Raw genomic sequence first — 26070 nt, 5'->3', positions numbered from 1 at the left:
TGTGACCTCCTCCTGGCTCAGCTCCAGCACCTGCCCGAGTTGGACCAGGTCGCGGTCTCGTAATCTGCCCAGGTCACCGTGCTCGATCCGGGACTGCGTACTCGGACTCCACTGCATCAGCTCAGCGACTTCCTCCTGTCGCAGATTCACCTCTTCCCTGGCCCGGCGGATGAACTGGCCCAGTTGCCGACGCGGCAGCGACGGATGGTCCGGATCCTTTGCCATGACATAACCCCCTCTGACGCCGCTTTCAGTTCGGCAGCGCTCGGTTTTCAGTCCGACCGCGGTCCTGGATATTCCACGGACATGTTCGGAATTCCCGGAACGGGAGTCGGAGACGGCTGTATCGGTGATGTTCTTCAGGAGCATCCGGTGCACCATGCGCGCCGCGAATCGTTCTGTGGTGCAAGGGACTCGATGGGTGGAGCCGCCGAGTCCGCCGGGTGCATCTTATCCGTTCGATATTGGCGATGGCTACGAATTCCGGAGGTTTGTGATGATGCGGCGGGCGTTTCCGACGAAACAGCAACTGCTGCATGCCTGTCGGGGGATCGACTGCGATGTGCATCCGATGTTGTCGGCCGCCCATGCATTGGCCGAATTGCATGAGCAACGAATCGGTGCCGATCGCGATCGCGTGCACGAGATCGACGGGCTGCGTGCGCAACTGGTGCGCCGGATAGATCGATGGGTGGGCGATACCGTTGCGCCCGCACCGGGTTCGGCGCGGATTCATACCGAGACGCTGGGGGCGATCGTCGATCGGCTGGCGCAGCTCACCGCCGACGCCTATGCCGCGCTCGCGGGGACCGACGACTGGGAGCTCGGTGACGCGTGGGAGCGGCTGGCCGAGCTGGCGGTCGGATACGAGGATCTGGCGGAGGAGGTGGTGACCGGGCGTCGGCGGCTTCCGGGCGGACCATGATCGCGTGGATAGACTCCGGACATGGGCGTCGAGGCTGTACATATCGAATCCGTCACCCCGTATGCCGATCTGCGCTACGAATTGGTGCGGGGCACGGTGGATTTCGCCGTCGATCCGGAGCATCCGGCGAATCGATCGATCGTGGATCTGGATCGGGCGCCGCGGGGTGCGGACGGGCTGGTGCGGTTCGACGCCGATCTGCGGATACTGCGGCCCGTCGACGGCGGCAGCGGGGATCTGTTGTTCGTGGTGCCCAACCGCGGGCTGCTCGGTGGCGCGCCGTTCAGCACGGGGACGGTCGTCGACTATGCCGATCTCGAACGCGTCGACCCCGGGGACGGGTTCCTGCTCGATCGGGGCTGGACCATCGTCTGGTGCGGATGGCAGTGGGATGTGCGGCGCGGACCGGGGAATCTCGGCATCACCGTGCCCGAGGCCGATGTGCCACCGGGCCGGATGCGGGTGGAGTGGCGGTCCGATACCGACGAGAAGAGGCATCTGCTCAGCGATACGATGCCGGGGCTGGGCGCATTCTTCCGGTTCGACACCTATCCCACGGCCGATATCGGCGATCCGGAGGCGGTGCTCGCCGTTCGCACCTCGCCGGACGGCGAGTGGTCGGAAATCCCCCGAGACTCTTGGCATTTCACCGATGCGACGCATATCGCACTGGCGGGTGGGTTCCGGGCCTTCCATTGGTATGAGCTGGTGTATCGGACCTCGCGGGCACCGGTCGTCGGCTGTGGACTGCTGGCGATCCGGGATATCGTGTCGCACTTGCGTTCCGAGGGTGTTCAGCGCACCTTCGGATTCGGCATTTCACAGTCAGGTCGACTGTTGCGCCAGTTCCTGTGGGACGGACTGAATCTCGACGAATCCGGGACGAGGGTATTCGACGGGGTGTTCGCGCATGTGGCCGCCGGGGCGCGGGGCGAGTTCAATCACCGCTATGCCCAGCCCTCGCTCACCGGCGTGGACGGCTTCGCCGGGCTGCCGCCGTTCGACGGCAGCGGCCTGCTTGCGCGCCAACGTGATTCGGGCGGCGTCCCGAAGGTGGTCCTCACCAATAGCGCCTCCGAATACTGGCGCGGCGACGGCAGCCTGGTGCATGTGGATCCGGTGACGGGCGCCGATCTGCCCGAGGATCCGGATGTACGGGTCTACGCCCTGGCCGGAACAGATCATATGGGCCCGAATCCGATCAAAGGCGTTCTGCCGGGTGTCAATCCGACGCACAAGCTCGATCCGCAACCGGTGTTGCGCGCCTTGCTGATCGCGTTGCGGCAGTGGGTGATCGGCGAGGAGGCCGCGCCGCCGAGCCGGGTTCCCCGCGTCGCCGACGGCACGGCCGTCCCGGCGGCGAAGGTGCTCGACCGGTTCGGCCATGTCCCCCACCCGAATCCGGATCTGCTGCCCCGGCCGCGCCGCCTGGATCTCGGTCCCGAAGCCGATCGTGGCGTCGGCCGCTGGCCGGTTCGCCGCGGCGACCCCTATATCGGCCTGGTATCAATGGTCGACGACGATGGCAACGAGCTGGCTGGAATTCGCCTGCCCGCGGTCGCCGCACCGCTCGCCAGCTATACCGGCTGGAATCCTCGACGACACGTCGACCACCTGCCGGACGTCCTCTATGAGCGACTCGGTAGCAAACTGCCCTTCCCGCCCGGTCGCCCCACGGTCGCCGACCGCTATCCCACCCGTGCGGCATACGCCGCCGCGGTCCGGGAGGCGGCGAATGCCCTGGTGAGCGAGCGGCTCCTGCTGGCCGGCGATGTCGAGGCGGTCGTCGGACAGGCTGTGGCCGACTACTGAGCCGCGGATCAGGCCGTCATATCGACGCCGCCGAGGATCTTCGTCGGCCGGACCCGCACGACCAGCTCGCCGGGGACGCCGTTGCGTTTACCGAATTCCTCGGCGCGATCGGCGCCCATATAGCGGCCGCCGAGGAGGGTGGCGGTGCGCAGCAGCTCGGCCGGATCTTCGGAAATCGTTGCGATGCCCTGGATCTGGAAATACCCGAAGGGCGGTTCCTCGAGATCGACGCAGATCGCGACGCGTGGATCACGCCGGATCGCCCTGCCCTTGGCAGTGTCCTTGCCGGTATTGAAGACCAGTTCCTCGCCCTCGACGATGAACCAGACCGGGTTGATGACCGGCCGGCCGTCGGCGGCCACGAACGCGAGCTTGCCGGTGCGGGTGCCGTGGGAGAGGAAGTCACGCACTTGGGGGTCGGTAAGTGAGGCCATGTGGTCCAGCGTACGGCCCGCTACCGGCGAATCCCGCCAACCCCGGCACGTTCGTGTCACCACATTCCCGGACCAATGAACACAATGTTTCGTATCTTGTTGCAGCACTTAACATGATTGATACATGATCGCCAATCTTGTTGGCATCGAAAGGTTTCCATACCTCCGAATCCCCCGCAGATATAGCCGACGCATGGCGAGCTTTCGTGTCATGATTTAGCCGGTTGTTCGTACCCCGGCGACAGACTGCGATGTCGTCCGTTGGAACAGTCACTCGCGCAACAATTCTCATGACTCTTCGGTCGGCAGCTTCGGCGTACGAACATGCCGGCGATCAGGAGGTCTGATGTTCATCGGCAGACGAGAAACCGTCCAGATACGGCTCGACACACTGGCACTGGCCGACTCACCCCGGCTGGCGGGTGCGGACTTCGTGCATATTCGCGCGCTGGCGGAGGTCGAGGAGACGCTGCCACCGATCCTGGTGCATCGCCCGAGCATGCGGGTGATCGATGGCGCGCATCGCGTCGGCGCGGCCCGGTTGCGGGGTGCGCAGACGATCGCGGCACAGTTCTTCGACGGTTCCGAGACCGAGGCGTTCATCCTGGCCGTTCAGATGAACATCACCCATGGTCTGCCGCTGTCGCTGGCCGATCGCAAGGCCGCGGCGTCGCGGATCATCCGGGACTGCCCACAGTGGTCCGATCGCGCCATCGGGGTGGCAACGGGACTGTCGCACAAGACGATCGGCGCGCTGCGGCGTTCGACTGGGATAGATACCCAGTCGAACATCCGCATCGGCCGCGACGGCCGCCCGCACAGTCCGGATCGGGCCGACGGTCGCCGAATCGCGAGTGAGCTGATCGCGCGTTCGCCCGGAATTCCGCTGCGGGAGGTCGCCAAGGCGGCGGGGGTATCACTCGGGACCGCGCACGATGTGCGTCAGCGCCTGCGCCGCGGCGATGATCCGATTCCGGGACCGCGGCCCCCCGCGAATCGCACCCCGGCGCCGCCCAGATCCGCCGAACGCGTGCAGATCAAGGATGCGCGGCTGGTGATCCATCGACTCAAATCCGATCCCTCGTTGCGATTCACCGAGGCGGGGCGGGCACTGCTGCGCCGACTGGAACTGTATGCGATGGCCAACACCGCACTCGAGGGCATGATCGATGCGTTGCCCGCACACGCCATAAGCCTGATTGTGCAACTCGCGTACGTCTTCTCGGAGGATTGGCGAAGATTCGCAGCACATTTGGAGCAAAGACAGACTTCGGCCCCTGTCGACGATTCCGTCGAACAGGGGCCGGAGAAACTTATCGACTATCCGGTAACCAGTCGACCCATGGAGTGAACCTCATCCACATCGCCGCCGGTGAGGAAGGACCACGGGGCGGTGAAGTAACCGGCATTACCCCAGTTGGATCCCCAGGAGTTCTCGATGGTGACACCATTGTCGTCGTACGCCACAATCGTCACCTCGTGGCCGCCGACTGTGCTGTCGCTGGGCGAGGGATCGTAGTTGTAGTTGCTCGAGTTCAGGTTCATGAAGCTTTGCCGGACCTCGAACCCGATCGCCACGGGCAGTCCGGAAGAGATCGCCTTCTTGACATTCGTCACCACATCGCCGCCCGTCAGATCCTTGTTACCGGACAGCTTGTAATGCGCGGCGTTCGCGATCTCGTTCTGATCAGGCTGCGTGGTGTAGTCGAAATCCCCCTGCCAGTAATCGGCTTTCGTATCGATGCCCTGCTCCTGCTCCATTGGCAATGCGACCGAGGCATAGGTGCCCTGATCGTTGCCCTTCGCGATCTGCGAGTAGATGAACATCGGCGCCATCGGGCTGCCGCTGATGCCCTGCTCGTTCATCAGAATCCCGTACCCGGTGTAGCCGGTCGCCCAGGTCACGCATGCTCCGACCGGCCCCTGATCGCCCGGGGTCAGGGCGTACTGCTGCAGCGAGTACGACGACGGCGGCGCGCCGATCGCGCCCACACGCACGGGCAGCGCGTGGCCCGAACTGGTGTTGCCGCGCTTCTGTGCTGCCTTCGCGCCCTTCACATCGAAACCGAAAGCGTGATGCTTGAGCTGAGGTGAGGAGGGGGCCGGGGCGTTGGGCGGCTGCGGGGCCGCGTTGGCGAATCCCGCCGAAACGAGTCCGACGCCGAGGACGAATGCCGTTGCGGCGGATAAGTGTGAATAGCGCATGTCTTCTCCTGAAACAATCGGTGCTACTGCCCTGTCGCGGGTGGACCGGTGAGGACCGGAAGACTTCCTTCACGACGGAATCAATGTTTCGCGCTCGCACCGGAGCCGGGCAAGCGTTCAACGCGTTCATCGCTGTCGCACTCGAGCCGCGATCACTACGATGATCTTCAGGAGTGAAGACTCGGAAAGAGGTGCTCGCATGCGGCCGATTCGGAAAATGGGCGTCCTGCTCGGAATCGCGGTAATGATCATTCTGTCGGTCGGACAAGGGCTTTCGCTCGCTGCGCCGCCTGCCGATGGCAAGGATTTCGGCGGACACTCGATGGGTCTGCGAGTAACCCCTGGGCTACCGGGTGTGCTGGAACCGCGCATATCGGCGTTCGGCGCGAAGACGCTGCCCTATTTCCAACAGATCCAGCAATGGAATCAGTGGTGCTGGGCGGCCGACGGCGCATCCATAGCAACATATCTCGGGCACTGGATCGGTCAGAACGACTACTGCAAACTCGTGTTCGGTGTGGACTCGCACGGCACCTGCCCGAATGACACGGCCTCGCTCGAGGAGATCGCCGCGGCGTTCGGGAAGATCGGATTCGGCGCCTCGGTCGGCTCGCCGTTCTCGATGACGACCGTCGCCTCGGAGATCTCGGCGAACCGCCCCATCCTCACCGGCATCGCGTGGACCGAGGGCGGCGGGCACGCCCAGGTCGTCTACGGCTACGACGCCGACGCCGCGACCATCACCTACGGCGATCCGTGGCCGACCTCCCGGCGCAGCGTCACCCAGACCCTGGCCTCGTATACCGAGAATCCGGACTGGATCTGGTTCGGCGAGGACTATCGAATCACGAAGCAGAAATGAGGCGGCACGTGTTTCGCGCGGCCGCGCTCGCATTCCTCGCGGCCTCGGCGATCGCGGGTTGCGCGACCGCATCGCACAGCGACGATCCGCCCGATACCGCGTGGACCGCGAGCGTCGACCTCCCCGCCGTGGATCGCACCCTGGCCTCGGCCGCGGCCCAGCAATTGGCCGGTTCATACCTGCGATCGCATCCCACCCCCGGTTCCGACGACGCACTCATGCGGCGCGCCGGACCACCGATCCTGGTCTACGCGATCGATCCGGCCTTCGTCGGCAACCCGTCGGCCACGATGCGCGACGCGGGCACCCCGTCCTATATCGCGGTCCCGGTCCGCATCGGCGCCCGAACCGATACCGACACACTGCAACTCGCCGCCGACCAGGGCTACACCCCCCGGGCGATCGCCTCGGGCGCCGAGGAATCCGACGCGGCCGCGACGCTACCCCCCGACACCCGCCTGCTCCTGGACTACCCGTCCCACACCTGGTTCGGCTGGACCGAAACCCGAGTCACCGCAATACAATCCGGCACCTACGCCGACCTACACGGCCGCGAGTTCGACCTCGCCGAATTCGAGCAATGGCTCACTGTCCGACAGCCGGCCGGACGTCCGGGCGGATGAGGCTCAAATGGCTCCGCGCTCGCGCGCTCGGGCCACCGCGGAGGTGCGGGACTTCACACCCAGTTTCGAATAGATATGCACCAGATGGGATTTCACCGTTGTCTCGCTGAGGAACAGGCGTTTGCCGATCTCGCGGTTGGAGTGGCCGTCGGCTACCAGCCCGAGGACCTCGATTTCGCGGGGGCTCAGGGTGGTGTCGGGCTTGCGGACTCGGGTCATGAGTTTGGAGGCGACCGAGGGAGACAGGACGCTTTCACCGGCGGCGGCGCCGCGGACCGCGGCGAGGAGTTCGGCGGGCGGGGTGTCCTTGAGGATGTAGCCACACGCCCCCGCCTCGATGGCGCCGAGGATATCGGCGTCGGTGTCGTAGTTGGTGACGACGAGGACGTTGGGGGGATTGGGCAAGGCGCGCAGGGCCAGTGTGGCGTCGACACCCGATTTGCCCGGGCCGAAGCGGAGATCCATCAGGACCAGATCGACTTCGGTTGTGCTGCAGAAGGCCACGGCCTCCTCGGCGGTGGCGGCCTCGCCCGCCACCTCGATATCGTCATCGGAATCCAGCAGCGCCTCGAGCCCGGCGCGGACGATGGCGTGATCGTCGGCGAGCAGCAGGCGGATCATGACTCCGCCAGCGGGAACGCGACGGTGACGGCGGTGTGACCGGCCTCGGATTCGACGTTCATGCTGCCACCCTGCTGTTCGACCCGGCTGCGCATGGCGTTGAGTCCGAAGGTGCCGCGGCCGAACACCTTCGGGTCGATGCCGACACCGTCGTCGACCACGTCCAGATGCACCGCGTCGTCGGCGTAGGTGAGGGTGATGCGCATCCGCTCGGCGCGGGCGTGCCGGACCACATTCGACACCGCGCCCTGGGCCACGCGGACCAGCGCGGCCTCGATGGGCATCGGCAGTCGTTCGGGGGCGCCTTCGATCATGAACTGGGACTGTAGGCCGGGGGCGCTGGCGCGCTGCGCGATTCGATCCAGCGCGTCGGTGAGCGATTGGCCGTCCAGGGGCGCCGGGGTGAGTTCCGCTATGAGCTGGCGGGTTTCGACGAGGCTGTCGGCGGCGGTGTCGCGGGCCAGGCGAATCTGTTGCAGCGCAGGATGTTCGGGGGCGGCGCGTTCGACGGCGTGCAGCAGCAGCTGAATGCTCGACAGGCCCTGGGCCACGGTGTCGTGGATCTCCTGGGCCAGCCGCTCGCGCTCGGCGAGTTTACCGGCGGTACGTTCCTGTTCGGCGAGAGTGGCTCGGGTGGCCAGCAATTCGTCGATCAACCGCTGGCGCTCGGCGGCCTCGCGGAACAGGGCGCGATAGCCGAGCCCGATCGCGATCGCGACGAGCGCCGCCACGATCGGGCCGAGCACGCCGCCGACGTTCCAGCCCCGGTGCAGTTGATATCCGACCACCGCGGCGACGGTCGTGACGGCGACCGCGATCACGCCCCAGGCGCGCGGCAGCAGATGCAGGTACAGGAAGAACAGGGGAAAGACCAGATACTCCGCGTCCGGCACGAGCGCGAGCAGACCGAGCCACAGCACGGTCAGCACGCCCAGCCATACCCGGGCGGCCATGGGACGCCCGCGCAGCGAGACTCCGGCGAAGTAGGTGATGAGGAACACCGCCGACAGCGCGGCCACCCCCCATCGGTGGCCGCTTCCGAGCACCAGGCCCCGCACGACCACGACACCCGTCAGCGCCACCATGAGGGCGTGCAGACCGAGCTGCAGCGCGGCGAAGACGGGAGCGAGTGGGGACCGGTGCACCTAGTCAGCTTATGCGCGGTTACCAGGGCGGCATCCATCGAAAGGAGGAATCGGGCACCCACCGCCCGGTGGTCGGCGAATGGTTCCGGCTTGCGATGGCCCGGGCGCGGATCGGGGCGAGTGTGGAGATATGTTCGTCGCGCTCAGAGATCTGCGGGCCGCCCGCGGCCGATTCCTGCTCATCACGCTGGTGGTCGTCATGGTGGCGCTGCTGGTGAGCTTTCTGAGCGGACTGACGGCGGGACTGGCCCATCAGAACATCTCGGTGCTGCAGCGGCTGCACGGGGACGCGGTGGTCTTCGCCGATTCCGGTTCGTCGCCGTCGTTCGATTCCTCGGCACTGAGCGCGGATCAGGTACAGGCCTGGCAACGCGCCGGCGGTGTGGTCGATCCGGTCGGGATCGGGCACGGACAGGCGACCCGCGACGGGAGCGCGCCGACCCAGGTCGCGCTGTTCGGGGTGGACGGCAAGGCTTTTGGCAACCAAGTGGCTACTCAGCCGGGGACGATCGTGTTGAGCGAGCCCGCGGCGAAGAAGCTCGCCGCGGCGGTCGGTGACCGCATGTCGATCGGTTCGGGTGTGTTCACCGTGGCCAGGATCGGGGCAGATGACTGGTACGCGCATACGCCGGTGGTGTGGATGACATTGTCGGACTGGCAGTCCGCGCTGCCGCGCGGTGGTGCGGCGACCGTGCTGATCGTCTCGGGTGTGCACGATCCCGCGGCCGCGAATGCCGCGGCGCATACCCGGACCACCAGCGTTTCCGGTTCGTACCAGGCGATCTCGTCGTATCAGGCCGAGAACGGGTCACTGACGCTGATGACGATCATGCTGTTCGCCATCTCCGCGCTGGTCATCGGCGCCTTCTTCACCGTGTGGACGATTCAGCGCACCCCCGATGTCGCGACGCTGAAGGCCTTGGGCGCCACCACCGGATCGCTCATGCGCGATGCGCTGGGGCAGGCGTTGATCGTGCTGTTGATCGGCGTCGGAATCGGGGTTTGCCTGACGGCCGTGGCGGGCACATTCATCGGTGACGCGATGCCATTCGTGCTCAGCGCCGCAACGACTCTGGTGCCGGCCGGGGCGCTGATCGGGCTGGGCCTGGTGGGCGCCGCGTTCGCGCTCCGCTTCCTCGCCACCACCGACCCGCTGACTGCCTTGAACCAATCATGCTGAGATATCAGGAGTTTCGATGCATTCGTTGACCGTGTCCAAGGTCACGCTCACCTATCCCGATGGCGCGGACCGCATCACGGCCCTCGACTCGGTGGATCTATGGGTGGGCGGCGGCGAGATCGCGGCCATCACCGGACCGTCGGGTTCGGGCAAGTCGAGCCTGCTGGCGGTGGTATCCACCCTGATCCGCCCCGACTCGGGCAGCATTCGCCTGGACACCGCCTCGGGCACAGCGGATCTGGTCGGCCTGAGCCGCGGCGAGGCCGCGCGCCTGCGCCGCGAGCAGATCGGCATCGTCTTCCAGCAGTCCAATCTCGTGCCCGCCCTCACCGCGCTCGAACAACTGGAAGCCATGGCCCATCTCGGCCAGCACCTGATCATCCCCCCGAGCATCCGCCGCGAGACCCGCAGCCGCGCAAGGGATCTACTAGCATCGGTCGGCCTGTCGGGCCAGGAGCACAAGCGCCCCGCCCAACTGTCCGGCGGCCAGCGCCAACGCGTCAACATCGCCCGCGCCCTGATGAACGACCCCGCCCTACTGGTCATCGACGAGCCCACCAGCGCCCTGGACCAGGACCGCGGCGCCGCCATCATCGACCTGATCCTCGACGTGGTCCACACCCACGACACCGCCACCCTGCTGGTCACCCACGACCGCTCCCACCTGCACCAGATGGATGCGGTCTACCGCATGGTCGACGGCGTCCTCACCATCGACGAATCGGTCAACCTGGCCGCCTGACCAGGTCATTTCCTGTCGGTGGGCGCGGCTACCGTGCCCACCCTGGCCGTGATCGTCGAAGTGCAACTTCGCCCCGACCTCGACAAGGCGTGGAGCTGGCCGGTGTATGTGTCCACGCTCCGCGCGAGACTACGTGCTCCCACATTGTTGCTCGTGATCTGCCCGAACGAGCGGGCGGCCGCCAAGTGCCGCCGGCCGATAACGATCACTCCGGGGTGTGTCCTCACACCCATCGTGCTGAGCCCGGCGGACGTTCCGGTGATCACCGACCCACAGGTCGCGGCCGGGAACCCCGAGTTGACGGCGTTATCGGCACTCGCCCACCGCAGGCATCCCGATCACCATTCGATCCTCGCTGCCCTCGCCGAGAACGTGGTCGACGATGACATCTGCGACATGTACATTGACCTGGTACTACGAGTCTTGCCGAAGGCAGTGGCACAGCACTTCATGGAGAGTCTGATGACGACCGGCACAGAGACATTCAAAAGTGATTTCGCCCGGCGTTACATAGAGCGAGGCCGGGTCGAGGGCAAGGTCCAAGGCAAAGTCGAAGGAGAGGCCAGCGCACTGCTGGCTTTCCTTCGGGTGCGATTCACGGTGCCCGAGCCCATCGTCGACCGCATCACCACGTGCACCGACCCCGAGCAGCTGGTGCGCTGGATCGAGCGGGCCGCGACTGCGCAAGCCCTCGACGATGTCTTCGGCGAATGAGATCTTGACCTAACGCTCGAGACCTTCCCCCTTCGGCATCTCGACAGCCGCATACCAATCCAGCAGTTCGGGATTGTCGACCGCGGTGCGTTCCACTACTCGGCTGGGGTCCGCGCCCTGGAACAGGCGTTTGATCGGGACCTCGAGCTTCTTGCCGGTGCGGGTGTGGGGGATGCCGGGGGCGAGGATGATGACGTCGGGGATGTGGCGGGGGGAGACCTCGGTGCGGATGATGTGGTTGATGCGGGTTTTCAGGGCTTCGGTCAGGGTGGCGTCGGGGGCCAGGACCACGAACAGCGGCATCCAGTAGCCGCCGTCGGGTTGTTCGGCGCCGATGATCAGGGCCTCGGCGATTTCGGGGAGGGATTCGACGGCCTGGTAGATGTCGGCGGAGCCCATGCGGATGCCGTGGCGGTTGAGAGTGGAGTCGGAGCGGCCGTGAACGACGAAGCTGCCGTGATCGGTGTGGGTGACCCAGTCGCCGTGGCGCCAGATTCCGGGAAACGTCTCGAAATACGCCGCGCGGTAGCGGGATCCGTCCGGATCGTTCCAGAACTTGACCGGCATCGACGGCATGGGCTTGGTGATGACCAGCTCGCCGACCTCGCCGCGGATCGGGTGACCGGTGGGGTCCCAGGAGTCGACGGCCGCGCCCAGGAACGGCACCGACAGCTCGCCCGGCCACACCGGGACCGTCGGGACGCCGCCGAGGAAGGCCGACACCACATCGGTGCCGCCGCTGATCGAGGACACCTGGATATGCTCGCCGACCTGCTCGCCCAGCCAGATCGAGGAGGACGGCGGCAGGGACGCGCCGGTGATGCCGACCATGCGCAGTGCGGACAGGTCGTGGTCGCGCCGCGGCGACACTCCGGCCTTGATGCAGGACAGGATGTATCCCGGACTCGAGCCGAGGATCGTGGTGCGGGTGCGAGCGGCGATATCCCACAGGGAATCCGGGGCGGGGGCGGCCGGATTGCCGTCGTAGCAGACGATCGTAGCGCCCACCAGCAGGCCCGCGATCTGGAAGTTCCACATCATCCAGCTCGGGCTGGTGTACCAGAAGAACACGTCATCGGAGCCGATATCCGCCTGCAGCGCAACGGCTTTCAGATGCTCCAGCAGGACGCCGCCGTGGCCGTGCACGATACCCTTCGGCAGGCCGGTGGTGCCCGAGGAGTACAGCACCCACAGCGGATGATCGAAATCGACCTGCCCCGTGTCGATCTCGGCGCCGGTCGGCTCGGTGGCCTTCGCCCAATCCAGCGCGCCGGGCACCTCGCCCCCGATCCTGGACACCACCACGGTCTCCCGCAGCGTCGGCAGGCCCGCGCGCAGATCCGCGATCTCGGCGGACTTGTCGTGCGCCTTGTTGCCGTAGCGATAGCCGTCGGCGGTCACCAGCACGACCGGTTCGAGCTGGCCGAGCCGATCCAGCGCCGCCTTGGCCGAATAGTCCTGCCCGCAGGCGCTCCAGACCGCGCCCAGGGCGGCGGTGGCCAGGAAGGCGATCACCGCCTCCGGAATGTTGGGCAGATAGCCCACGACCCGGTCACCCGGCAGCACGCCTCGCGCGCGCAGCACCGCCGCGAACGCGGCCGTGCGACCGAGCAGTTCGGCCCAGGACATCTCGGTGAGACCGCCGTCCTCGCTCGCGTACACGATCGCCGGACGATCCGTGCGGGCCTGGCGCACGATCTGATCCACGTAGTTCAGCCGCGTGCCCGGAAACCATTGCGCACCGGGCATATCCGCATCCGCCAGCACCTGCTCGGGCGCGGGACCGAGGTCGAAGTACTCCCACACCGCACCCCAGAAGCCGGAGATGTCGTCGACCGACCAGTGCCACAGCGAGTGGTAGTCGGGGAATTCGCGGCCGGTCCGCCCGGTCACGAATCGCGCGAACGCGGTGACCCGCGCCCGCGCCATATCCTCGGCCGTCGGCACCCACTGTGGTTGGACCACAATCACTCTCCTGTTCTAACCCGCGCGCCGGACGATGCGTTCGGCGTGACGGATGACCGGCCCGTCGACCATTCGGCCCTCGAATGCGAAGACGCCGCGATTGTGCGGCACCTCGGCGAGCACTCTTCGCGCCCAGGATAATTCGTCGTCCGAGGGCGCGTAGGTGGAGCGGATCACCGGGACCTGGCCGGGATGGATGGCCACCTTGGCGTCGAATCCGATCGCCACCGCATCCTCGGTCTCGGCGCGCAGACCGTCCAGATCACGAATGTCCAGATATACCGAGTCCAGCGCGAACTTCCCATATGCCTTGGCCGCCAACAGGGCCGACGAGCGAACGTGCCGGGCCACGTCCCGATAGCCGCCGTCGGCATGTCTGCTGGCATTGCCGCCCAGCGCGGCGACCAGATCCTCCGCGCCCCACATGACGCCGATCGCATTGGCCGCGCGCATCACCGAATCGACGGCCAGCGCGCCCAGCGGCGATTCGATCAGCGCGACGGTCTCATAGGTGAGACGCGAAAGCTGTTCGGCGCTTTCACATTTGGGCAGCATGAGGCGTTCGTAGCCGGTGCGGGTGAGCGCGCGCAGATCCAGGGTGTGATCCTCGCTGCCCACCGCGTTCACGCGCACGATCGTGTGCGCCGGATCGAGCGGGGTAGCGATCAGCGCCTCCCGCGCGGCCGCCTTGTCCGCGGGCGCGACACCGTCCTCCAGATCGAGGATCACGACATCGGCGGTGGCGGCGGCCTTTTCGAAGCGCTCGGGGCGGTCGGCGGGGCAGAACAGCCAGGCCGGGCCGGACATCTCCCAGCTCATGCGGGCCTGCATCGGACCAGCGTCTTACGCGTCGCGGTGGCCACCACGTCGCCGTGCTGATCGCGGCCGGTATGGGCGAAGGTCACGATCCCCTCCCCCGGGCGGCTCTTGGATTCGCGCTTCTCGGTGATCAGCGTCTCGGCGTAGAGCGTGTCGCCGTGGAACAGCGGCTTCGGAAACGCGATATCGGAGAAGCCGAGATTGGCCACGATCGTGCCCTGCGTCAGCTGCGCGACCGACAGCCCGACCAACGTGGACAGCGTGAACATCGAATTGACCAGCCGCTGGTTGAACGGCGGCAGCGCCTCGGCGAACGCCGCGTCCAGATGCAGCGCCTGAGTATTCATCGTCAGCGTCGTGAACAGCACGTTATCGGCCTCGGTGATGGTGCGGCCGGGTCGGTGCTCGTACAGCACGCCGTCCTCGAATTCCTCGAACCACAGCCCGCGCTGCACCACCCGGCGAAGAGGTTCGCTCACAGCCCCAGCTCCCGTCCGATCAGCAGCAACTGCACCTCCGTGGTGCCCTCGCCGATTTCCAGAATCTTGCTGTCACGATAGTGCCGCGCCACAGCGTATTCGTTCATGAAACCGTAGCCGCCGAAGACCTGGGTGGCGTCGCGCGCGTTATCCATCGCGGCCTCGCTGGCGACCAGCTTGGCGATGGCGGCCTGCTTCTTGAACGGCTTACCGGACAGCATCAGCGCGGCGGCGTCGTAGTAGGCCGCGCGGGCGGCATGGGCCCGGGCCTCCATGCGAGCAATCTTGAACGCGATGGCCTGGTTGCGGGCGATCGGCTGCCCGAACGCGTCGCGTTCCTTGGCATAGCGCACGCTCTCGTCCACGCAGCCCTGGGCCGCGCCGACCGCGAGCGCGGCGATGGCGATGCGCCCCTCGTCGAGGATGCGCAGGAAGTTGGCGTAGCCGCGACCGCGCTCGCCGAGCAGATTCTCCTGCGGCACACGCACATCGACGAGGGTGAGCGGGTGGGTGTCCGAGGCGTTCCAGCCGACCTTGTTGTATGCGGGCTCGGCGGTGAAGCCGGGGGTATCGGTCGGCACCAGGATGGTGGAGATCTCCTTCTTGCCATCCGACTGGCCCGTCACCGCGGTCACCGTCACCAGGCGGGTGATATCGGTGCCGGAGTTGGTGATGAACTGCTTGTTGCCGTTGATGATCCAGTCGTCGCCGTCGAGTACGGCCGTGGTGCGGGTGCCGCCCGCATCGCTGCCCGCACCCGGTTCGGTGAGGCCGAAGGCGGCCAGCGTGCGGCCGGAGGTCAACTGCGGCAACCATTCCTGCTTCTGCTTGTCGTTGCCGAAGCGGTAGATCGGCATCGCGCCCAGTGAGACCCCCGCCTCGAGGGTGATGGCCACGCTCTGGTCGACCTTGCCGAGCTCCTCGAGGGCCAGGCACAGCGCGAAGTAGTCCCCGCCCATGCCGCCGTACTCCTCCGGGAACGGCAGGCCGAACAGGCCCATCTCCGCCATGCCCGCGACCACCTCGTACGGGAAGCTGTGCGCCTCATCGTGTTTCGCGGAGACCGGGGCGACGACCTGGCGTGCGAAATCCCGGACGGTGAGCGCGAGGTCGCGGTAATCGTCGGGCAGGGCGCCCGTGGACAGAAAGTCGGTCATGCGGGTGTCTCCTTCTCGGTGTCGGGAACGATGCGGGCGAGAACCTGGTCGACCTGTACCTGGGCGCCCGAGTCGACCAGCAGCTCAACGGTTCCCGCGATCGGGGCGGTGAGGGTGTGCTCCATCTTCATGGCCTCGACGATGACCACGGGCGCGCCCGCGGCGACGGTCGAGCCGGGGGCGGCCGGGATCGCGATCACCGAACCCGGCATGGGGCTGCGGATTTCGGCGTCGCCGATATGTTCGGCGGCGGCGCGGGTACTCACCTCGGCGACCTCGCGGAGGATCGCGATGCCGGAGGGGTCCGCGAGCCAGATCTGATCGCCCTGTTCGGCCATCCGATACGGGGCGCGGATGCCGTCCAGCGTCACCACGATGCCCTCGGCACCGATATCCGCTGCCAGCGTGCGGCTTTCACCCTCACCGAGCCATACCCGCGCGGCATCCGGGCGACCGGTGATCGAGACGTGCACCCTGCGATCGCCGCCCGCCAGACGGATCGTGGTCGGTGCCGGGGTGCCCAGACGCCAGCCGTTCGGGATCTCCCATGGGTTGGACGGCCGCGCGGACCAGACGCGCAGCCAGCGGGCGGCCGCGGCCGCGATGAACTGCTCGTCGGTGACCTCGGCGGCGCGGAAGTCGACCGCGCGCCGGTCCAGCAGGCCCGTATCCAGCCGTCCCGCGAGCACATCGGGATCGGCGAGCAGGAAGCGCAGGAAATCGGTATTGGTCCGTACGCCGAGCACGACCGTATCGGCCAGGGCCGCATCGAGTTTCGCGATGGCCTCGGCGCGGTCGGTGGCGAAGGCGATCACCTTCGACAGCATGGGGTCGTAGTCGCTACCGACCACCGTGCCCGCGCGCAGACCCGAATCCACCCGCACGCCGGCGCCTTCCGGCTCCGACAGCGCCAGCACCGTGCCGCCGGTCGGCAGGAAGTCGCGGCCCGGATCCTCGGCGTAGACGCGAGCCTCGACGGCGTGACCGGTCAGCTGGATTTCGTCCTGGCTCGCGGCCAGCTTCTGGCCCGAGGCCACCCGGATCTGGCATTCGACCAGATCGACGCCGGTGACCAACTCGGTGACCGGATGTTCCACCTGCAGACGGGTATTCATCTCCATGAAGAAGAACTCGTCCGGACGATCCGCGGAGACGATGAATTCGACCGTGCCCGCGCCGACGTAGTCGACGCTGCGGGCGGTATTGCAGGCGGCCACACCGATCCGCGCCCGGGTCACGACGTCCAGCAGCGGCGAGGGGGCCTCCTCGATCACCTTCTGATGCCGGCGCTGCAGGCTGCATTCGCGTTCGCCCAGATGCAGGACGTGGCCGAACTGATCGGCGAGAATCTGGACCTCGATATGCCGGGGGCGGGTGACGAAACGCTCCAGGAACAGGGTGTCGTCGCCGAAGGCGCCCGCCGCCTCGCGGCGGGCGCTCACCAGCGCGTCGGACAGCCGCTCGGGCTCGTGCACCAGCCGCATACCCTTACCGCCGCCGCCCGCGGACGGCTTCACCAGCACCGGATAGCCGATATCGGTTGCGGCGTCGATCAATTCGGCATCGGTCAGACCGGGGCGGGCGATGCCGGGTACCACCGGGACGCCGAAGGCCGAGACCGTGTTCTTGGCGGCGATCTTGTCGCCCATGATCTCGATGGCCCGGACGGGCGGGCCCAGGAAGACGATGCCCGCCTTCGCCAGGGCGGCCGCGAACGCCGGATTCTCCGACAGGAAGCCATATCCCGGATGTACGGCCTGCGCGCGGGTGCGCACCGCGGCGTCGACCACACGATCGATATCGAGGTAGCTATGCCGCGCCGGGGCCGGGCCGAGGCGGACCGCGAGATCGGCCTCGCGGACGTGACGGGCCTCGGCGTCGGCGTCGCTGTACACCGCGACGGAACGAATTCCCATGGTGCGCAGGGTCCGAATGACGCGCACCGCGATCTCGCCGCGATTGGCGACCAGGACGGTGTCGAACGGGACAGGGTGGGATTTATGCATCATCTCGATCACATCCGGAAGACGCCGTAGGACACGGGCGCCAGCGGCGCCTGTGCGCAGACCGACAGAGCCAGGCCCAGCACCGTGCGAGTATCGGCCGGGTCGATGACGCCGTCGTCCCACAGCCGCGCGGTCGAATAGTACGGATTACCTTGGCGCTCATACTGTTCCCGGATGGGCGCCTTGAATGCCTCCTGATCCTGCGGGGTCCAGGAGTCGCCGAGTTGATCGCCGCGCACGGTGGCCAGCACCGAGGCGGCCTGTTCGCCGCCCATCACCGAGATCCGCGCATTGGGCCACATCCACAGGAAGCGCGGCGAATACGCGCGCCCGCACATGGAGTAGTTGCCCGCGCCGTACGAACCGCCGATCACCACCGTCAGTTTCGGCACCCGCGCGCAGGCCACCGCGGTCACCATCTTCGCGCCGTGTTTGGCGATACCGCCCGCCTCGTAGTCGCGGCCGACCATGAAGCCGGTGATGTTCTGCAGGAAGACCAGCGGCACCGAGCGTTTATCGCACAGCTCGATGAAATGCGCTCCCTTGAGGGCGGATTCGGCGAACAGTACGCCGTTGTTGGCGACGATGCCGACCGGATGGCCGTGGATGCGGGCGAAGCCGGTGACCAGCGTGCGGCCGTATTCGGCCTTGAATTCGGAGAATTCGCCGCCATCGACGACGCGGGTGATCACCTCGCGCACATCGTAAGGTGTGCGCGGGTCGACCGGGACGACGTCGTAGAGCTCCGATTGCGGCCGGGTGGGTTCCACGGTCGGCGCGATATCCCACGGGCTCGGGGACTTCGGGCCCAGGGTGGCGACGATGCGGCGCACGATGCGCAGCGCGTCCCCGTCGTCCTCGGCCAGATGATCGGTGACACCCGATATGCGGGAATGCAATTCGCCGCCACCCAGCTCCTCCGCGGTCACCACCTCGCCGGTGGCCGCCTTCACCAGCGGCGGGCCGCCCAGGAAGATCGTGCCCTGATTACGCACGATCACCGCCTCGTCGCTCATGGCCGGGACGTAGGCGCCGCCCGCGGTGCAGGAGCCGAGCACGGCGGCGATCTGTGGAATTCCGTTGGCGCTCATGGTCGCCTGGTTGTAGAAGATGCGGCCGAAGTGCTCGCGGTCGGGGAACACCTCGTCCTGGGAGGGCAGATGCGCGCCGCCGGAATCGACCAGATAGATGCAGGGCAGCCGGTTCTGCAGCGCGATCTCCTGGGCCCGCAGATGCTTCTTGACCGTCATCGGGTAGTAGGTGCCGCCCTTGACCGTCGCGTCGTTGGCCACGATCACGCATTCGCGCCCCGACACCCGGCCGATGCCGCCGATCACGCCCGCGCCCGGGCAGTCGTCGTCGTACATGTCGGTGGCCGCCAGCGGTGCGAGTTCCAGGAACGGACTGCCCGGATCGAGGAGCCGGTCCACCCGCTCGCGTGGCAGCAGCTTGCCGCGCGCGATATGCCGTTCGCGCGCGCGCTCGGGACCGCCCAGCGCCGTCGCCGCGAGCCGAGCCCGCAGATCCGCCACCAGTTCCAGATGTGCCGTCCGGTTGTCCACGCCCGTGTCCTGCGTAACCGTCATCACGCCGTCCTGCCCGATCGGTTAATCGCCAATAACTGAACTTCAAGATAATCTGTACTAACCGAGATGTCGAGGGCCACGGAGAGGAGGCGCGATGACCAGCAGTGATTCCGTCGCCCCCACGCGACGCGAGCAGCTCAAGGCGCAGCGTCGGCAGCAGTTGCTGGAGGCGGGGGCGCGGCTGATCGCCGATCGCGGATTCCCCGGGGTGCGGCTCGAGGATCTGGGCGCCGCGGCCGGTATCAGCGGTCCGGCGGTGTATCGGCACTTCCCCAACAAGGAGGCGCTGCTGGTGGAGTTGCTGGTGGGGATCAGCCGCCGCCTGCTCGCCGGCGGCGAGGGTGTGGTGGCCCGATCGGAGACACCGGGCGGGGCGCTGTCCGGGCTGATCGAGTTCCATCTCGATTTCGCACTCGGCGAGCCGGAGTTGATCCGCATTCAGGATCGCGATCTGGCGAATCTCCCCGAGGCGGCGCGGCGCCAGGTTCGCCGCACGCAGCGGCAATACGTCGAGATCTGGGTGGGTGTGCTGCGCGAGCTGCATCCGGATCTGGCGGAGGCGTCGGCCAGAGTGCAGGCCCACGCGACCTTCGGCCTGCTCAACTCGACTCCGCACAGTGCGTCCGCCGCGCTGGCGACTCGCGCACGGCCGATCCTGCGCGCCATGGCGTTGACGGCGCTCGGGTGAGCTTGCGGGATAAAGCCTTTCATCGACTGTGCCCGCACGCCCGCGATGCCGCCGAGCGCTCGTCGATCAGCAGGCGCGCCGGGACGATCGACCGTCCCGGCGCGTCGGCGTATGTGCCCTACGCTGGAGCGCTCGGGACGATCTTGGGGAGGCGTTGTGGGACGTACTTCGGGTGGTCTGATGGCGGTCATGGCCGTGGTGCTGGCCGCGGCCGGGGTGGCGTGCGGGCAGTCCTCGTCATCCGGTGACGAATTCCGCTGGCTGGAGGACAACGACAGTCAGCGGGTGCAGCAATGGGTCGCGGCCGAGAACGCCAAGACGCTCGGTGCGCTGCAACAGGATTCGCGCTATGCCGACAATCTCGCGCAGGCCAAGGAGATCGGGAATTCGCCGGATCGGCTGGCCACGCCGACGATCATCCACGGGGAGATCTACAACTTCTGGCAGGATCCGCAGCATCGACAGGGGATCTGGCGGAAGACCTCGGTCGCGGATTACGAGTCGCCGCAGCCGAATTGGGTGACGGTGCTCGATGTGGACGCGCTGGCGCGCAGCGAGGGCAAGAGCTGGGTGTGGAAGGGGGCCGACTGCGAACCGGCCGGGGAACGCTGTCTCGTCGAGCTGTCCGAGGGCGGCGAGGATGCGGTCACGGTGCGCGAATTCGACCTTCCGGCAAAACAATTCGTCCCCGACGGCTTCACCCTGCCGCGCGGTAAGCAGGATGTGGCCTGGCTCGGCGGGAATTCGCTGCTGGTGGGGCGCGAATGGCAGCCGGGCCAGCTGACCAGCTCCGGATATGCGTATGTGGTCAAGCAGTGGGACCGGGGCCGCCCGCTCGACGCCGCGGTGGAGGTCGGCCGCGGCCAAGCCGGCGATGTCAGCACCCGGCCGGTCGTGCTGACCGACGGCGAGGATCACCGGCTGGCCCTGCTCGATCGCAACCCGTCGTTCTTCGATCACGAATACCGGCTGCTGGTCAACGGCGCCGCACCGGTCGCGCTGCCGCCGAAGGCCGATCTGCAGGGCATGGTCGCCAATCGCGTTCTCTTTTCGCTGCAGCAGGATTGGTCCGTCGACGGCATCAACTATCCCGCCGGGACGCTGGTCGCCCTCGACGCCGACGAGCTCGCCCGCGATCCCGGCCATCTGCGGCCGACTGTCGTCTACGCCCCGGGCCCGTCCGAAGCCCTGGAACAGGTCATGACCACCCGCGACCAGGTGGTGGTGCTGTCGCTGCAGGATGTGCGCGGCCGGGCCACGGTCTACAACCCACGCCCGGACGGTTCATGGGCGGCGACGCCGCTGGCCCTGCCCGACAATGCCGCCATCTCCGCGACCGCCGCGGACGACCACAGCGGCCTGTCGTATCTGACGGTCACCTCCTTCCTCGATCCGCCCGCGCTGTGGCGCCTGGACACCACCACCGATGCCCTCGCCTCGGTGAAAACCACGCCACCCCAGTTCGATTCGACGGGACTGGCCGTCGATCAATGGAAGGCCACCTCCGCCGACGGCACGCAGGTTCCGTACTTCGTCGTCCATCGCGCGGATATGCCGCTCGACGGCAACAATCCCCTGATCCTCAACGCCTACGGCGGATTCGGGGTGAGCTCGACACCGAGCTATTCCGGCGTGCTCGGGCGGTTGTGGCTGGCGCGCGGCGGCGCGTTCGCCCTGGCGAACACCCGCGGCGGCGGCGAATTCGGTCCGGCCTGGCACGAGGCGGCGCTGACCACCAACCGGCAGCGCGCCTTCGACGATTTCGCCGCGGTCGGAAGGGATCTCATCGACCGGAAGATCACCTCGGCACGGCATCTGGGCATCACCGGCGCCTCCAACGGCGGACTGCTCATGGGCGTCGAATTCACCCAGCACCCCGAGCTGTGGAACGCGGTCGACATCGGGGTACCGCTGCTGGACATGCTGCGCTATCAGCAGATCGCCGCGGGAGCGTCGTGGGTGGGCGAATACGGCAGCGTCGACGATCCGGCCCAGCGCGCGTTCCTCGCCAAGATCTCGCCCTACGCGCAGCTGAAATCCGGTGTGCACTACCCGGAACCGTTCATCTGGACCACCACCAAGGACGATCGGGTCGGCCCGCAGCACGCCCGCAAGTTCGCCGCGCGGCTGAACTCGTTGGGCGACCCGTATCTGTACTACGAGGGTTCGGAGGGCGGGCACGGCGCGGGCGCCAATATCGACGAATCCGCCGTCACCACCGCCCTGCGCTACACCTACTTCATGCGGCAGCTGAGGTAATCAGCGACGCAGCTCATGGTTCGCCCGCGCGAGCACCGAATGAATGCCCAGCGACACGATCGGGCTCAGCGCGAGCGTCCAGAATCGATGGAAAAGCGGTGCGGCAACCTCGAATTGGGTGTGCCAGTGCACCCGGGTGCCGCGCTCGTTCTTGGCGAAGGAGATGAACCCGTCCTGCGATCGCAACGGCGGGACCGAATGAAGGATCTTGTAGCGCATCAGATTCGGCGGATCGTATTCGACGATCTCCTCGGTGATGCGCATGAGCGGCGTGACGAGTAATCGAACGGCGCCGACGCCGTGTTCGGCGATATCGCCCGGGCGCACCAGGGTGACCCGCCGAATCAGCAGTACCCGTTGATAGTTCGTGGCATCGGTCAGCCAGTCGAACACGTCGGCGATGGGCGCCTGGATGGTGCGTTCCAGGTCCACCGTGCGCATGGCGGCTCCGTTCATGAAGGTCGGGATCCTGCGGAGCCTACGGCCCGCACAACCGGGCGAACCAGTACAACCGAACGAACCGATGCTGTTTCGATACCGGAGGGTCCAGATCACAGGTAGGGCGAAACCGCGCGTAACACTGAACAGGGCCGAAACCACCGCTGGCTACCATAGCGATCGTGAATGTCGAGGAGCGCAGCCGCCCCGGCAGCACCCCACAGCCCGAGCGCGCCCGCCGAGACCCGGCACGACGTGCCGCTACCGAGAGACAGGCCAGCACCTTGAGCCGAGGACAGCGCGCCACCGCACAGCCCAGCGAGCCGTCGGCGACGGATCCTCCGGAGCGCGTGATTCGCCGGCGCCCGAAGAATCGCCGTGCACAAATCGCCGCGACCTCGGCGGCCGCCTTCGGCTCGCTCGGCTATCACGGGGTGAGCATGGAGGATATCGCCAGCCGGCTCGGCATCTCCTCCGCGGCGCTGTATCGGCACTATCCGAGCAAGTACGCGCTGTTCCGCGAGGAATTGCTGCGCCTGGGCACCGCGACCGTGGCGGCGGTCACGCTGCCCGAGCAGGCCGCAGAACTCCCGCCCGAACACAGGCTCGGCCGGGTCATCGACTCCGTGATCGCCGATACCATCGCCAATCGTCCGACCGTGGCGCTGGTGCGCTGGGAGCGCCGCTATCTCGACGACACCGATCGCACGACGCTCGACGATCAGTTCACCGGCGCGGTCGCGGTGGTGCGCGATCTCATCGGCGAGCTACGGCCCGAGCTGTCGCGGCGGGAGCGCGGTGTGCGGGCGGTCGCGCTGTTCAGCGTGGTCAGCAGCATCGGCGATCATCATGCCACGCTGCCGGTGAAACCATTGACCGCCGTGTTGAATTCGGCGGCCTGGTCGCTGGTGCGTGCGGATCTCCCTGCGGCCGAGGCGTTTTCGCGTCATCCGCGGGCGGTGGAGATTCCGCAGTCGTTCAAACACGAACTGCTGCTGCGGAAGGCCGTGGAGCTGTTCCATCAGCGCGGCTATCCGAATGTCAGTGTCGAGGACATCGCGATGGCGGCGGATCTGTCCGCGGCGTCGGCGGTGTATCGCTACTACCGCAGCAAGAGCGATCTGCTCGCCGCCGCGTTTCGTCGTGCGGCGGACCGGGTTTCGGGCGCGATCGGCCCGGCGACGGCCGCATCGTCGGATCCGGCCGAGGCGCTGTCCAAGCTGATCGATCTCTATGTCGCGGGTTCGTTCGCCGAACGCGAGCTGACCTTCGTCTACTACGCCGAATTCGGGCATGTCCCCGCCGAGGAGCGGGCGGTGCTGCGCAATATCCAGCGCCTGATCGTGGCCGAATGGGTGAAGCTGCTGGTTCGGGTCCGCCCTGAACTGTCCGAGGCGCAGGCCCGCATCCTCGTGCAGGCGGCGTTCAGCCTCGTCGTGGATCTGGGCCGGGCCTTCGACAACGAGTCCATCTGCCCGCAGGACAAGGTGATCCAGCTACTGGAGGTCACCCTGTTCGGTGCGGAATCGATCGGTACTTAGAGCATAGTTTTCCCAGTCAAACCGATCACGTAACTCAAGAATGCCTAATAACATATAGGCATGGGTGACTGGTCTGGGAATCGGTTCACACGACGGAACTTCCTGCGGAGCGCGGGGCTCGCCAGTGGGGTGGCGGCAGCCCTCACGCTGGCGCCCACGGGACGGGCGGCGCCCGGTGGACCGTCGGTGGCGGTCTTCGGGGCCGGACCCGCGGGGCTCACCACGGCGCATGAGCTGGCCGAAAGAGGCTTCGCCGTCACCGTATTCGACAAGTTGGCCGATGCGGGCGGTAAGGCGCGCAGTATCTACACCCCGGACGGACTGCCGGGTGAGCACGGGTTCCGCAGCTTCTTCGGCTTCTATCACAATCTCCCCGACACATTGCGACGAATTCCGTTCCCCGGCAACGCCCATGGCGTCTGGGACAATCTGGTGCGGCTCGACGCGGCGATGATCGCGGGGGTGAATCGGCACAATCTGACCATCCCGCTGCCGTTTCCGTTACCGCTGTCACGGCCGCCGATGACTCCGCAGGAGTTCATCGACTCGGTCGCCGCCGGATTCGAGACGCTCTTCCGGCTGCCGCCACTCGAGGCGATATTCGCCGCCGAGCGGCTCGCTGTGTACGTATCCAGTTGCGATGAGCGCAAGCTCGGGCAGTGGGAGCGGATGACCTGGACCGATTTCGCACGGTTGGACAACTCCTCGGCCGAGTACAACCGCTTCCTCGGCGACGGATTCATCCGCGAGCTGGTGGCGACGAAATCGGCCAATTGCAGCGCGCATTCGATCGGCTGGGTCGGCGAGCAGTATGTGTGGTCGCTGCTGAACCTCGACAACGATACCGACGGCAAGGGTAACGATCGCGTGCTCAACGGGCCGACCACCGAGGCCTGGCTCACGCCGTGGGTCGACTATCTGCGTTCGATCGGCGTGACATTCCAGCTGGGACAGAGGCTTTCGGCGCTCGATAACGACGGCGCCCATATCACCGGCGCGACGGTCGTCGACGGCGCGGGAAATCGCGGCGCGGTGGAGGCCGATCACTACGTCTGCGCGATACCGCTGGACAAGATCACCGCGGTGCTGTCCGACGAGCTGATCGCGATCGATCCGGCGCTGGGCCGAATCGCGCGGCTGGAGGCGGCCTGGATGGTCGGCATTCAGTTCTTCCTCACCGAACAGCCCGAGATCGCGGTCGGCCATGTCGGATACAACGATTCGCCGTGGGGGCTCACCTCGATCAGCGAGGCGCAGTTCTGGCGGCGGCCGCCGAGCAGTTACGGCGACGGCCGGGTGCGGGAGGTGTTGTCGGCGATCATCTCCGAATGGGACGAGCCGGGAATGTTCGACCGCCGCACCGCGAAGCAGTGCGCTCCCGACGAGATCGCCAGGGAGACATGGGCCCAGATGAAGGCCCACCTCGATCACGACGGCGAGGTGAAGCTCACCGACGAGATGCTGCACTCCTGGCAGATCGATCCGGGACTTACCGGTGCCGGAACTCCCCGAATCGCTTACGACGACGCCATTTTCATTCAGAATCCGGGTTCGTGGGCCGATCGCCCGGACGCCCATACGGCGGTGGACAACCTATTTCTCGCCGGCGACTGGATCAAGACGCCGATGAACGTGGCCTGTATGGAGGGCGCCAACGAGGGCGGCAGACTGGCCGCCGGTGCCGTGGTCCACGCCGCCGGATCCGGACGACCGCCGGTACCGATCCGGCCGATGTACACGATGCCGCTGTGGGAGCCACTGAAACTCGTCGACCGCGAACTGTTCCACGCCGCCCAGCCCAACATGTTCGATGTGATCGATCGCCGCTATCCGTTGCGGTAGTTCACCATTCGAGCGGCGACCGGAGAG

23 protein-coding genes and 1 pseudogene are annotated in these 26070 nt (G+C 66.9%); 12 read left to right on the top strand and 12 right to left on the bottom strand.

Translation table 11 applies throughout. The features are described 5' to 3' along the window. Positions 1 to 12 precede the first annotated feature (12 nt). Positions 13 to 225 (bottom strand): annotated as a pseudogene (locus ACIA76_RS25490) (helix-turn-helix domain-containing protein); the annotation flags it as partial. Between the two features lie 274 nt (positions 226 to 499). On the opposite strand from ACIA76_RS25490, the gene ACIA76_RS25485 reads away from it, so the two are divergent. Next, the gene (locus ACIA76_RS25485; RefSeq protein WP_397154805.1) at positions 500 to 925 is read left to right on the top strand and encodes a DUF4254 domain-containing protein; all 426 of its coding nucleotides are present in this window, start codon (positions 500 to 502) and stop codon (positions 923 to 925) included. Between the two features lie 21 nt (positions 926 to 946). Next, entirely contained in the window at positions 947 to 2737 is a 1791-nt protein-coding gene (locus ACIA76_RS25480) for an alpha/beta hydrolase domain-containing protein (protein ID WP_397154803.1), read from the top strand. Between the two features lie 8 nt (positions 2738 to 2745). Here ACIA76_RS25480 and ACIA76_RS25475 read toward each other — a convergent pair whose 3' ends face one another. Next, positions 2746 to 3171, bottom strand: a complete 426-nt coding sequence (locus ACIA76_RS25475; RefSeq protein WP_397154802.1) for a PPOX class F420-dependent oxidoreductase — start codon at positions 3169 to 3171, stop codon at positions 2746 to 2748. Between the two features lie 346 nt (positions 3172 to 3517). On the opposite strand from ACIA76_RS25475, the gene ACIA76_RS25470 reads away from it, so the two are divergent. Further along, the gene (locus tag ACIA76_RS25470; RefSeq protein ID WP_397154800.1) at positions 3518 to 4522 is read left to right on the top strand and encodes a transcriptional regulator; all 1005 of its coding nucleotides are present in this window, start codon (positions 3518 to 3520) and stop codon (positions 4520 to 4522) included. On the opposite strand, the gene ACIA76_RS25465 is transcribed toward ACIA76_RS25470, so the two are convergent. Beyond that, positions 4492 to 5376, bottom strand: a complete 885-nt coding sequence (locus ACIA76_RS25465) for a C1 family peptidase (RefSeq protein WP_397154798.1) — start codon at positions 5374 to 5376, stop codon at positions 4492 to 4494. The genes ACIA76_RS25470 and ACIA76_RS25465 overlap by 31 nt on opposite strands. A 199-nt stretch (positions 5377 to 5575) precedes the next feature. Here ACIA76_RS25465 and ACIA76_RS25460 point away from each other — a divergent pair, with 199 nt between their 5' ends. Continuing rightward, positions 5576 to 6238 (top strand): papain-like cysteine protease family protein, encoded by a 663-nt coding sequence (locus ACIA76_RS25460; protein WP_397154797.1) that lies wholly within the window; start codon positions 5576 to 5578, stop codon positions 6236 to 6238. Then, complete coding sequence (locus tag ACIA76_RS25455; RefSeq protein ID WP_397154795.1) at positions 6235 to 6861, top strand: hypothetical protein; 627 nt, start codon at positions 6235 to 6237, stop codon at positions 6859 to 6861. Before ACIA76_RS25460 ends, ACIA76_RS25455 begins: the two co-directional genes overlap by 4 nt. Positions 6862 to 6864: 3 nt before the next feature. Here the strand turns inward: ACIA76_RS25455 and ACIA76_RS25450 are convergent, their stop codons facing one another. Next, on the bottom strand, positions 6865 to 7482 hold the full coding sequence (locus tag ACIA76_RS25450) for a response regulator (protein ID WP_397154793.1): 618 nt from the start codon (positions 7480 to 7482) through the stop codon (positions 6865 to 6867). Then, complete coding sequence (locus ACIA76_RS25445) at positions 7479 to 8627, bottom strand: sensor histidine kinase (protein WP_397154791.1); 1149 nt, start codon at positions 8625 to 8627, stop codon at positions 7479 to 7481. The genes ACIA76_RS25450 and ACIA76_RS25445 overlap by 4 nt, the downstream gene beginning before the upstream one ends. A 130-nt stretch (positions 8628 to 8757) precedes the next feature. Here ACIA76_RS25445 and ACIA76_RS25440 point away from each other — a divergent pair, with 130 nt between their 5' ends. From ACIA76_RS25440 to ACIA76_RS25430, 3 genes are read left to right on the top strand one after another with little or no spacing between them, the layout of a single operon-like run. Beyond that, complete coding sequence (locus tag ACIA76_RS25440; RefSeq protein WP_397154789.1) at positions 8758 to 9807, top strand: ABC transporter permease; 1050 nt, start codon at positions 8758 to 8760, stop codon at positions 9805 to 9807. Between the two features lie 16 nt (positions 9808 to 9823). Continuing rightward, a complete protein-coding gene (locus tag ACIA76_RS25435; RefSeq protein ID WP_397154788.1) occupies positions 9824 to 10549 on the top strand; it encodes an ABC transporter ATP-binding protein in 726 nt (241 codons plus the stop codon). Between the two features lie 33 nt (positions 10550 to 10582). Then, on the top strand, positions 10583 to 11263 hold the full coding sequence (locus tag ACIA76_RS25430) for a hypothetical protein (protein WP_397154786.1): 681 nt from the start codon (positions 10583 to 10585) through the stop codon (positions 11261 to 11263). Between the two features lie 9 nt (positions 11264 to 11272). On the opposite strand, the gene ACIA76_RS25425 is transcribed toward ACIA76_RS25430, so the two are convergent. Genes ACIA76_RS25425 through ACIA76_RS25400 form a run of 6 tightly spaced genes read right to left on the bottom strand, consistent with a single transcriptional unit; the run spans position 11273 to position 19275 of the window. Continuing rightward, the gene (locus ACIA76_RS25425; RefSeq protein WP_397154784.1) at positions 11273 to 13228 is read right to left on the bottom strand and encodes an acetoacetate--CoA ligase; all 1956 of its coding nucleotides are present in this window, start codon (positions 13226 to 13228) and stop codon (positions 11273 to 11275) included. 15 nt (positions 13229 to 13243) lie between these two features. Continuing rightward, positions 13244 to 14047 carry an HpcH/HpaI aldolase/citrate lyase family protein gene (locus ACIA76_RS25420; RefSeq protein ID WP_397155075.1) on the bottom strand — a complete coding sequence of 268 codons (804 nt, stop codon included), beginning with the start codon at positions 14045 to 14047 and terminating at the stop codon, positions 13244 to 13246. Next, entirely contained in the window at positions 14044 to 14526 is a 483-nt protein-coding gene (locus ACIA76_RS25415; protein WP_397154782.1) for a MaoC family dehydratase, read from the bottom strand. The genes ACIA76_RS25420 and ACIA76_RS25415 overlap by 4 nt, the downstream gene beginning before the upstream one ends. Then, positions 14523 to 15683 (bottom strand): acyl-CoA dehydrogenase family protein, encoded by a 1161-nt coding sequence (locus ACIA76_RS25410; protein WP_397154780.1) that lies wholly within the window; start codon positions 15681 to 15683, stop codon positions 14523 to 14525. The genes ACIA76_RS25415 and ACIA76_RS25410 overlap by 4 nt, the downstream gene beginning before the upstream one ends. After that, positions 15680 to 17692, bottom strand: a complete 2013-nt coding sequence (locus ACIA76_RS25405) for a biotin carboxylase N-terminal domain-containing protein (protein ID WP_397154777.1) — start codon at positions 17690 to 17692, stop codon at positions 15680 to 15682. Before ACIA76_RS25405 ends, ACIA76_RS25410 begins: the two co-directional genes overlap by 4 nt. Before the next feature lie 5 nt (positions 17693 to 17697). After that, positions 17698 to 19275, bottom strand: a complete 1578-nt coding sequence (locus ACIA76_RS25400) for a carboxyl transferase domain-containing protein (protein WP_397154775.1) — start codon at positions 19273 to 19275, stop codon at positions 17698 to 17700. Positions 19276 to 19369: 94 nt separating this feature from the next. Here ACIA76_RS25400 and ACIA76_RS25395 point away from each other — a divergent pair, with 94 nt between their 5' ends. Both ACIA76_RS25395 and ACIA76_RS25390 read left to right on the top strand, forming a co-directional pair. Beyond that, positions 19370 to 19963, top strand: coding sequence for a TetR/AcrR family transcriptional regulator (locus ACIA76_RS25395; protein ID WP_397154773.1), 594 nt, complete (start codon positions 19370 to 19372; stop codon positions 19961 to 19963). A 156-nt stretch (positions 19964 to 20119) separates the two neighbouring features. Further along, positions 20120 to 22222 (top strand): prolyl oligopeptidase family protein, encoded by a 2103-nt coding sequence (locus tag ACIA76_RS25390; protein ID WP_397154771.1) that lies wholly within the window; start codon positions 20120 to 20122, stop codon positions 22220 to 22222. Here the strand turns inward: ACIA76_RS25390 and ACIA76_RS25385 are convergent, their stop codons facing one another. After that, positions 22223 to 22663, bottom strand: coding sequence for an SRPBCC family protein (locus ACIA76_RS25385; protein WP_397154770.1), 441 nt, complete (start codon positions 22661 to 22663; stop codon positions 22223 to 22225). Between the two features lie 281 nt (positions 22664 to 22944). Here ACIA76_RS25385 and ACIA76_RS25380 point away from each other — a divergent pair, with 281 nt between their 5' ends. Together ACIA76_RS25380 and ACIA76_RS25375 are read left to right on the top strand one after the other, a co-directional pair. Further along, positions 22945 to 24201 carry a TetR/AcrR family transcriptional regulator gene (locus ACIA76_RS25380; RefSeq protein ID WP_397155073.1) on the top strand — a complete coding sequence of 419 codons (1257 nt, stop codon included), beginning with the start codon at positions 22945 to 22947 and terminating at the stop codon, positions 24199 to 24201. A 60-nt stretch (positions 24202 to 24261) separates the two neighbouring features. Continuing rightward, positions 24262 to 26043, top strand: coding sequence for an FAD-dependent oxidoreductase (locus ACIA76_RS25375; protein WP_397154768.1), 1782 nt, complete (start codon positions 24262 to 24264; stop codon positions 26041 to 26043). Positions 26044 to 26070 lie beyond the last annotated feature (27 nt).

The sequence above is a fragment of the Nocardia sp. NPDC051570 genome, assembly GCF_044454005.1.
GTDB lineage: Bacteria > Actinomycetota > Actinomycetes > Mycobacteriales > Mycobacteriaceae > Nocardia.
The sequence above is the reverse complement of the archived record's forward strand: the minus strand, read 5'-3'. Positions and strand labels throughout refer to the sequence as shown.